Annotated in this window: 7 protein-coding genes and 2 pseudogenes; 3 read left to right on the top strand and 6 right to left on the bottom strand. The window is 71.9% G+C overall.

Annotation, left to right across the window (positions count from 1 at the left end; translation table 11 throughout):
- A pseudogene (locus tag ACKOQ4_RS03100) lies at positions 1-691 on the top strand (translation initiation factor IF-2); the annotation flags it as partial.
- Between the two features lie 99 nt (positions 692-790).
- On the opposite strand, the pseudogene ACKOQ4_RS03095 reads toward ACKOQ4_RS03100, so the two are convergent.
- The 4 genes and pseudogenes from ACKOQ4_RS03095 to rimP all read right to left on the bottom strand — a co-directional run.
- A pseudogene (locus ACKOQ4_RS03095) lies at positions 791-934 on the bottom strand (translation initiation factor IF-2 N-terminal domain-containing protein); the annotation flags it as partial.
- Between the two features lie 78 nt (positions 935-1,012).
- Positions 1,013-1,357 carry a DUF448 domain-containing protein gene (locus tag ACKOQ4_RS03090; protein WP_526288709.1) on the bottom strand — a complete coding sequence of 115 codons (345 nt, stop codon included), beginning with the start codon at positions 1,355-1,357 and terminating at the stop codon, positions 1,013-1,015.
- Between the two features lie 54 nt (positions 1,358-1,411).
- A complete protein-coding gene (gene nusA, locus ACKOQ4_RS03085) occupies positions 1,412-2,452 on the bottom strand; it encodes a transcription termination factor NusA (protein WP_526288707.1) in 1,041 nt (346 codons plus the stop codon).
- Positions 2,449-2,970: a ribosome maturation factor RimP gene (gene rimP / locus ACKOQ4_RS03080; protein WP_526288705.1), complete on the bottom strand. Its 522-nt coding sequence runs from the start codon at positions 2,968-2,970 to the stop codon at positions 2,449-2,451. Before rimP ends, nusA begins: the two co-directional genes overlap by 4 nt.
- 81 nt (positions 2,971-3,051) lie before the next feature.
- Here rimP and ACKOQ4_RS03075 point away from each other — a divergent pair, with 81 nt between their 5' ends.
- Both ACKOQ4_RS03075 and ACKOQ4_RS03070 read left to right on the top strand, forming a co-directional pair.
- Positions 3,052-3,579 (top strand): hypothetical protein, encoded by a 528-nt coding sequence (locus ACKOQ4_RS03075; protein ID WP_526288703.1) that lies wholly within the window; start codon positions 3,052-3,054, stop codon positions 3,577-3,579.
- Positions 3,576-4,070 carry a ferritin-like domain-containing protein gene (locus ACKOQ4_RS03070; protein ID WP_526288701.1) on the top strand — a complete coding sequence of 165 codons (495 nt, stop codon included), beginning with the start codon at positions 3,576-3,578 and terminating at the stop codon, positions 4,068-4,070. Before ACKOQ4_RS03075 ends, ACKOQ4_RS03070 begins: the two co-directional genes overlap by 4 nt.
- 6 nt (positions 4,071-4,076) lie before the next feature.
- Here ACKOQ4_RS03070 and ACKOQ4_RS03065 read toward each other — a convergent pair whose 3' ends face one another.
- Both ACKOQ4_RS03065 and ACKOQ4_RS03060 read right to left on the bottom strand, forming a co-directional pair.
- Positions 4,077-5,837 carry a proline--tRNA ligase gene (locus ACKOQ4_RS03065; protein WP_526288699.1) on the bottom strand — a complete coding sequence of 587 codons (1,761 nt, stop codon included), beginning with the start codon at positions 5,835-5,837 and terminating at the stop codon, positions 4,077-4,079.
- A gap of 51 nt (positions 5,838-5,888) precedes the next feature.
- Positions 5,889-7,128 (bottom strand): amidohydrolase (locus tag ACKOQ4_RS03060; protein ID WP_526288697.1); only part of this gene is annotated, 1,240 nt, incomplete at its 5' end.

The raw sequence follows: 7,128 nt of genomic DNA, 5'->3' as shown, positions 1-7,128 counted from the left end.
CGCGCGGCGTCTGAGCGAATCCTTCGGATGGGCGAAGGCTCCGGCGCAGGCGCCGGACAAGGACGCGCAGAAGGCAGCGCCGGCCAAGGCCGGGGCCGAGAGCGAGCCCGTCGCGCCGGCGCCCGCGCCCCCCGCACCGGCCGCGCCCCCCGTTCCACCGGCTCCCACGGTGAGCGCACCGGCCGCCCCGGCGGCTCCCGGCCCGCGGCCGGGTCCGGCGGCTCCCAAGCCGGGGCTTCCGCGGCCGCCCCGGGTCGGCAACAACCCGTTCTCCTCGGCCCAGCCCGTCGAGCGCCCGATGCCCAGGCCGGTCGGTCCGGCCGGCCCCGGGGGACCTCGGCCCGGACCGGGGATTCCGCGTCCCGGCGGACCCCGGCCGGCCGGCGCGACTCCCGGCAACATGCCGCCGCGGCCCGGCGGTGGTCTCGGCCGGCCGCCACGGCCCGGTGCGCCGCGTCCCGGCGGCGGCGGCCCCCGGCCCGGTCCGGGCCAGGGTGTGCGTCCCGGCGGCGGCGGCGGTAACTACCGAACCGGCGGACCGGGCGGTGGCGGGGGCGGCGCCCCCGCGGGCGCCGGCGGGTTCCGCGGGCGTCCCGGCGGGGGCGGTGGCGGCGGAGGCCGGCCCGGCCAGCGCGGCGGTGCGGCGGGCGCCTTCGGCCGTCCCGGTGGTGCCCCGCGGCGCGGGCGCCGGCGCGACGGGCGCGCTCTCGGCCCCGGCCTTGGCCGGCGCGGCCTTCGGCGCGGCCTTGTCCGGCGCCTTCGCCGGAGCCTTCGCCCCTCCGAAGGATTCGCGCAGACGCCGCGCGACGGGCGCCTCGACCGTGGATGACGCCGACTTGACGAACTCGCCCTGCTCACTCAGGCGAGAGAGAACTTCCTTGCTCGTGACACCGAGTTCCTTGGCCAACTCGTGTACGCGGGCCTTGCCTGCCACTACATCTCCATCTCTAGAGGCGACAGCGGTGGGTGGGCCGCGCCTCGGGTTTAGCTATGACGCATGGTCATCGGGACTTCACGGTGTGCTCATGTTCTTCGCTACCTGTTTCTCTCCCGGGTGACTGAGCACTGCGAAGTGCTCGACCACCGCGGCTGTATCCGGTGTTCCGGTGATGCGCAGCGCTCGGGCGAAAGCCCGCCGGCGGATCGCTGCCTGAAGGCATCGCCCGTCGGGGTGCAGCCAGGCTCCCCGGCCCGGATGTGACCTCTTCGTGTCAACGGCGACGGCGAACTGTCCGTTCCCCATCGACACGGCCACGACCCGGAGCAGTTCGACGGCCAACTCTCGCTTCCGGCAGCCGATGCACGTCCGCACCGGGGCGGTGCGCGCGTCAGCGGCCGGAATCTCGCGCTGGATCACAGGTCAGTCTACGTCACCGGCACGGCCCGCCGAACCGGCCTCGCGGTCCGGCCCCTACCCGGCGCCCGGCGGTCGCCGGGCCGGGGCGGCGTCGGCTTCCGCCTCCGGCACCGCGGCGTCGCTGCGGATATCGATCCGCCAGCCGGTCAGCCGGGCGGCCAGGCGGGCGTTCTGCCCCTCCTTGCCGATCGCCAGCGACAGCTGGAAGTCGGGCACCACCACCCGGGCGGCGCGTGCCGCGACGTCGACCACCTGCACCGACACCACTTTGGCCGGCGACAGGGCGTTGGCCACGAACCGCGCCGGGTCCTCGTCGAAGTCGATGATGTCGATCTTCTCCCCGGACAACTCGCTCATCACGTTGCGCACCCGCTGGCCCATCGGGCCGATGCAGGCGCCCTTGGCGTTGAGACCGGGAACCTTGGACCGGACCGCGATCTTGGAGCGGTGGCCGGCCTCGCGCGCCACCGCGACGATCTCGACCGATCCCTGGGCGATCTCCGGCACCTCCAGCGAGAACAGCTTGCGGACCAGGTTGGGATGGGTGCGCGACAGTTCGATCCGGGGTTCGCGCATCCCGCGGGTGACGCCCACCACATAGCAGCGCAGCCGGTCCCCGTGGGTGTAGTTCTCGCCGGGCACCTGCTCGGCCGGGCGGATCATGCCCTCCGAACTCTTGGTCTCGCTGCCCAGTCGCACCACGACGTTGCCGCGGGCGTTCTCCCGCGCGTCGCGCTGGACCACCCCGGCCACGATGTCGCCCTCCCGGGCGGAGAACTCGCCGTAGACCCGTTCGTTCTCAGCGTCGCGGAACCGCTGCAGCATGACCTGGCGGGCGGTGGTGGCGGCGACCCGGCCGAAGCCCTCGGGGGTGTCGTCCCATTCGTTGACGACGGCGCCGTCGGCGTCGGTCTCCCGGGCGATCACCTGAACCGCGCCGCTCTTGCGGTCGATCTCGATGCGCGCGTCGGGCTGGTGGCCCTCGGTGTGGCGGTAGGCGGTCAGCAGCGCGGACTTGATGGTGTCGAGCAGTTCGTCGACCGCGATCCCCCGGTCAACCTCGATCGCGTGCAGTGCGGCCATGTCGATGTTCATGTCCCGGCCTCCGTGACCAATTCCAGCTCCTTGGCGTTGGGCGGCGAAAACTCAACCTGGACAACGGCTTTGCGGACTTCACTCAGCGGCACCTGCTGCACTTGCAGGCCACGGCCGGAGCGGACCACCAACTCCGCCACACCGTTCGCCGTCGCGCCGAGCCGTCCGGTGAGAGTGCTGCCGTCGTTCATCGACACCTCCACCAGCCGCGCGCGGGCCCGGCGGAAGTGCTTCTCGTCGGTCAACGGCCGGTCCACGCCAGGGGAGCTGACTTCCAGCACGTAGGCCGTCGGGCCGGTGTCCACGGCGTCGAGCAGGGCCGAGGCCGATCGGGACAGCGTTGAGACGGAGTCGAGGTCGAGCGGGGCGTCGCCGTCGACGACGACACGGATGCGCGGCGGATGGGCGCGGGTGTCGACGGCCACGTCGTCGACCTCGTAACCGGCGCGCGCGAACTCGTCCTGGAGTAGCTCGATCACCTGCTCCGGCGAGGGTAGACCCGCGGACCGCTGCGTCACGGCGAGCTCCTCATCTTGAGTTGTACCTGCCGGGTACCAACGATACGCCAGCTGCCGGGACGGCAATGGCAGGATGTTGGCGTGCCCGACCCAGATTCAGCCGCACCGGCGCCCACCCTCAGCCGTCGGCGTGTTCTCGCCGGCGGCGGTCGCGGGTTGCTGGCGCTGGCTCTCGCCGGTCCGGCCGTCGCGGCGTGCGGGCCGTCCAAGCCCCCGGGACCCGACCCGCTGGAGGCCGAACTGGCGGCGGCCCGCCAGGACAGTGCACTCGCCTCGGCGGCGGCGCGGGCCGCCAAGCCCGCGGTGTCGGCGGCATTGAGCGAGGTCGCCGCCCAGCGGGCCCGGCACGCCGGTGCCCTGGTCGAGGAGCTGGCCCGGGCGGCGGGGGAACCGACCCCCACCGAGACCCCCACGCCCACGCCCACCCCGGCCGGGACATCCGCACCGTCCGCCCGCGACGTCGCTGAGGCGCTGAGGAAGTCCGCGGAGCGGGCGGCGAAGCTGGCCGGTGCGCTGTCCGGCTACCGCGCCGGGCTGATGGGGTCGATCGCCGCGTCGTGTACCGCGATGTTCACCGTGGGCCTGCCAGGAGAGGGAAAGCCGCAGTGACGTCACCGACCGATCCCACGTCGTCGGGGGAACCGCCGCCGGACCCGGACCGTCCCGGCGACCCCGGTCCGGCGGCGCTGTACGACGCGGTCGTCGCGGAGCACGCCGCGATCTACGGATATGGCCTGGTCTCCGCCCACGTGATGCCGGACGACAACGGACTGGTGTCGCAGGCGGTGGCCGAGCACCGGGACCGCCGTGAAGCCGCCATAGCGCTGCTGTCCGAACGCTCGGTCAAGGCGCCGCTGCCGGCGGTGGGTTACCAGTTGCCGATGGTGGTCAACTCCCCCAACACCGCGGCCAGACTGGCGATCCGGATGGAGAGCGACTGCGCGGTGGCCTGGCGGGCGGTCCTCGAGCAGGCCGACTCCGAGAAGGACCGCACATTCGGCGGCAACGCCCTGACCCAGACTGCCGTCATGGCGGCGCGCTGGCGCAAGGTGCTGGGCGCGTGGCCGGTGACCGAGCCCTTCCCCGGGGGCGGCGAGTAGCCGCGCTCAGCCCTGCGCAAGCGCGTCGGCGACCGCCCCGGCAGCGCCGGCCACCGCGAGCTCCCTGGTCTGGCCGGTGAACCGGTTGCGCAGTTCGACGGTCCCGTCCGCCCAGCCGCGCCCGACGACGACGATCCACGGCACCCCGAGCAGTTCGGCGTCCTTGAACTTGACCCCGGGCGATGCCGTGCGGTCGTCCAGCAGCACCTCGACGCCGCGGCGGTCCAGTTCGCCGGCCAGTGCCTCGGCGCCGGCGCGGGCGTCGGCGTCCTTGTTGGCGATCACCACGTGGATGTCGAACGGCGACACCGACGACGGCCACCGCAGCCCGAGTTCGTCGTGATGCTGCTCGGCGATGACCGCGACCAGCCGGGAAACCCCGATGCCGTAGGAGCCCATGGTGAGCCGCACCGGTTTGCCGTCCTCGCCGAGCACGTCGACCGAGAACGCGTCGGTGTACTTGCGGCCGAGCTGGAAGATGTGCCCGATCTCGATGCCGCGCGCACTGACCAGCGTTCCCGCACCGTCCGGCGACGGATCGCCGTCGCGGACCTCGGCGGCCTCGATGGTGCCGTCCGGGATGAAATCCCGTCCCGCGACGAGGCCGACGACATGCCTGCCGGGTTCGTCGGCTCCGGTGATCCACACCGTGCCGTCCGCGACCCGGGGGTCGACGAGGTAGCGAACCCCGTTGTCCAGGAGTGCTTTCGGGCCGATATAGCCCTTGTTGAGAAAGGGGTACCGGGCGAAATCCGCGTCGTCGAGCATCGCGTACTCGGCCGGGTCCAGTGCGGCGCCCAGGCGCTTGTCGTCGACCTCCCGGTCTCCGGGCACCCCGACGGCAAGCAATTCCCAGTCGCCGCCGGGTGCGCGGAGTTTCAGCAGGACGTTCTTGAGGGTGTCGGCGGCGGTGATCTCCCGGCTGCCGCAGCCTTCCGGGCGGACGCCGTTGGCCCAGTCCACCAGGGTGGCGATCGTCGGGGTGTCCCCGGTGTCGTGCACGACCGGTTCGGGAAGCCCGTCGAACGGCAGGGGGGCCGGCGCCGCCGTGGTGACGGCTTCGACGTTGGCGGCGTAGCCGGACTGCGGGCAGCGCACGAAGGTGTCCTCGCCGACCTCGCTCTCGGCCAGGAACTCCTCCGACGCGCTTCCGCCCATGGCCCCGGACACCGCCGAGACGACCACGTAGCGAATTCCCATGCGGGAGAACATCTTCTGGTAGGCGTCCCGGTGGGCCAGATACACCGCACGCAGGCCGGCGTCGTCGACGTCGAAGGAATACGAGTCCTTCATGATGAACTCGCGGCCGCGCAGGATGCCCGCCCGGGGCCGGGCCTCGTCGCGGTACTTGGCCTGGATCTGGAACAGCAGCAGCGGGAAGTCCTTGTATGAGCTGTACTCGCCCTTGACCGTCAGAGTGAACAGTTCCTCGTGGGTGGGGCCCAGCAGATAGTCGTTGTCACGGCGGTCCTTGAGCCTGAACACCCCCTCGCCGTACTCGGTCCACCGGTTGGTGGTCTCGTAGGGCGCACGGGGCAGCAGAGCCGGGAACAGGATCTCCTGGCCGCCGATGGCCACCATCTCCTCGCGGACGATGTCCTCGATGCGGCGCAGCACCCGCAGGCCCAGCGGCAGCCAGCTGTACAGGCCCGGTCCGATCGGCCGGACGTAGCCGGCCCGGATCAGCAGCCTGTGGCTGGGCACCTCGGCGTCGGCTGGGTCGTCGCGCAGGGTGCGCAGGAACAGCTCGGACATGCGGGTGATCACAGCGGGTCAGCTTAGGCCACCGTTTCCGGGCGGGCGGCCGCCGAACCCCGCTCAGCACTGATGCGGCTGCGCCCCGCGGAACAGATCCAGGTCGAACCGGCGGGCGAGTCCCCTGACCGACTCCATGAATGCGTCCAGGTCGACTCGCCGGCCCGACAGCCAGGTGCCCGAGACCTTCATGGTGTCCTGCAGACGGCCCGGGTCCACGCCGTAGGGGTCGGTGTTGAGCAGCACGAAATCGGCGAGCTTTCCGACCTCGATCGAACCGATTTCCCGGTCCCGCTTCTGCTGCCAGGCCGCGTTGACGGTGTGCGCCGCCAGTGCCTCGTCCAGTGAGAGCGCCTGTTCCGGCCCGTGAACGGTTCCCGACGCGCTGCGCCGGGTCACGGCGTTCTGAATGTTCAGCCAGGGCAGCGGGGGCGAGAGGTAGCCGTCGTTGTGGAAAGTCGGCCGGACCCCGCCGTCGAACGCGTCCCGATAGGGCTGCCACCGCGCTCCGTAGGCGGGCTCGAAGATGACGCCGTCGTAGAGGTCTCCCCAGTACAGCGACTGGAACGGCGACATCGACGCGCTCACGCCCAGCGCCCCCGCGCGACCACACTGCTGCCGGGTCGGGGTCGCGAAGTGCTCGACCCGCCAGCGGTGGTCCGAGGCCGACAGGCCCAGCCGCCCCAGCGCCTGCTCGTAGCCGTCGAGGACGACGTCGATACCGGCGTCGCCGTTGATGTGAGTGGCGATCTGGGTGTCGGCGTCGGCGAATTGCTCCACGAGGGCGAGGAACTGGTCCGGCGAGTAGTTCAGCACCGACAAGCCGGGCGCCGTGCCGACCGGTACGTCGGCGACACGGGCCCGGTCGGAGTCCAGATAGGGCACGCTGATCGCGGCGGTTCCGATCGACGGGCTCCCGTCCATCCAGATCTTGTAGCCGACACGCCGGATCATCGGCGAGAGGTCGCCGAAGTCCATGTCCGAATGCGCCCCGGGGTCGTAGGTGGTCTGGTAGAGCGAGTAGCGAACCGGGCAGCCGGGCAGCGCTGCCAGTTCCTGCATCGGGGCGCGCAGCCTGCTGATGAACCCCAGATCGCCGACAGCGGTGAAACCGTTGCGCGCCAATGTCGAATACCACGCGCCGAGGTTGACCAGAGGAGAAGGCACCACCCCGGGCAGGAAGGCGGCCATCGCCGTGAGCGTCGCCTGGGTCTCGTAGCCGACACCGCCGGCGGTCCCGTCCGGACGGCGCGTCCAGCGGGCATCGGGCTTGTCCGGCGGAGGGATCGCGCCCTTCCAGCCG

The organism is Mycobacterium sp. (genome assembly GCF_046095365.1).
Taxonomy (GTDB): Bacteria; Actinomycetota; Actinomycetes; order Mycobacteriales; family Mycobacteriaceae; genus Mycobacterium.
This window is presented reverse-complemented; position numbering and strand designations above follow the sequence as displayed.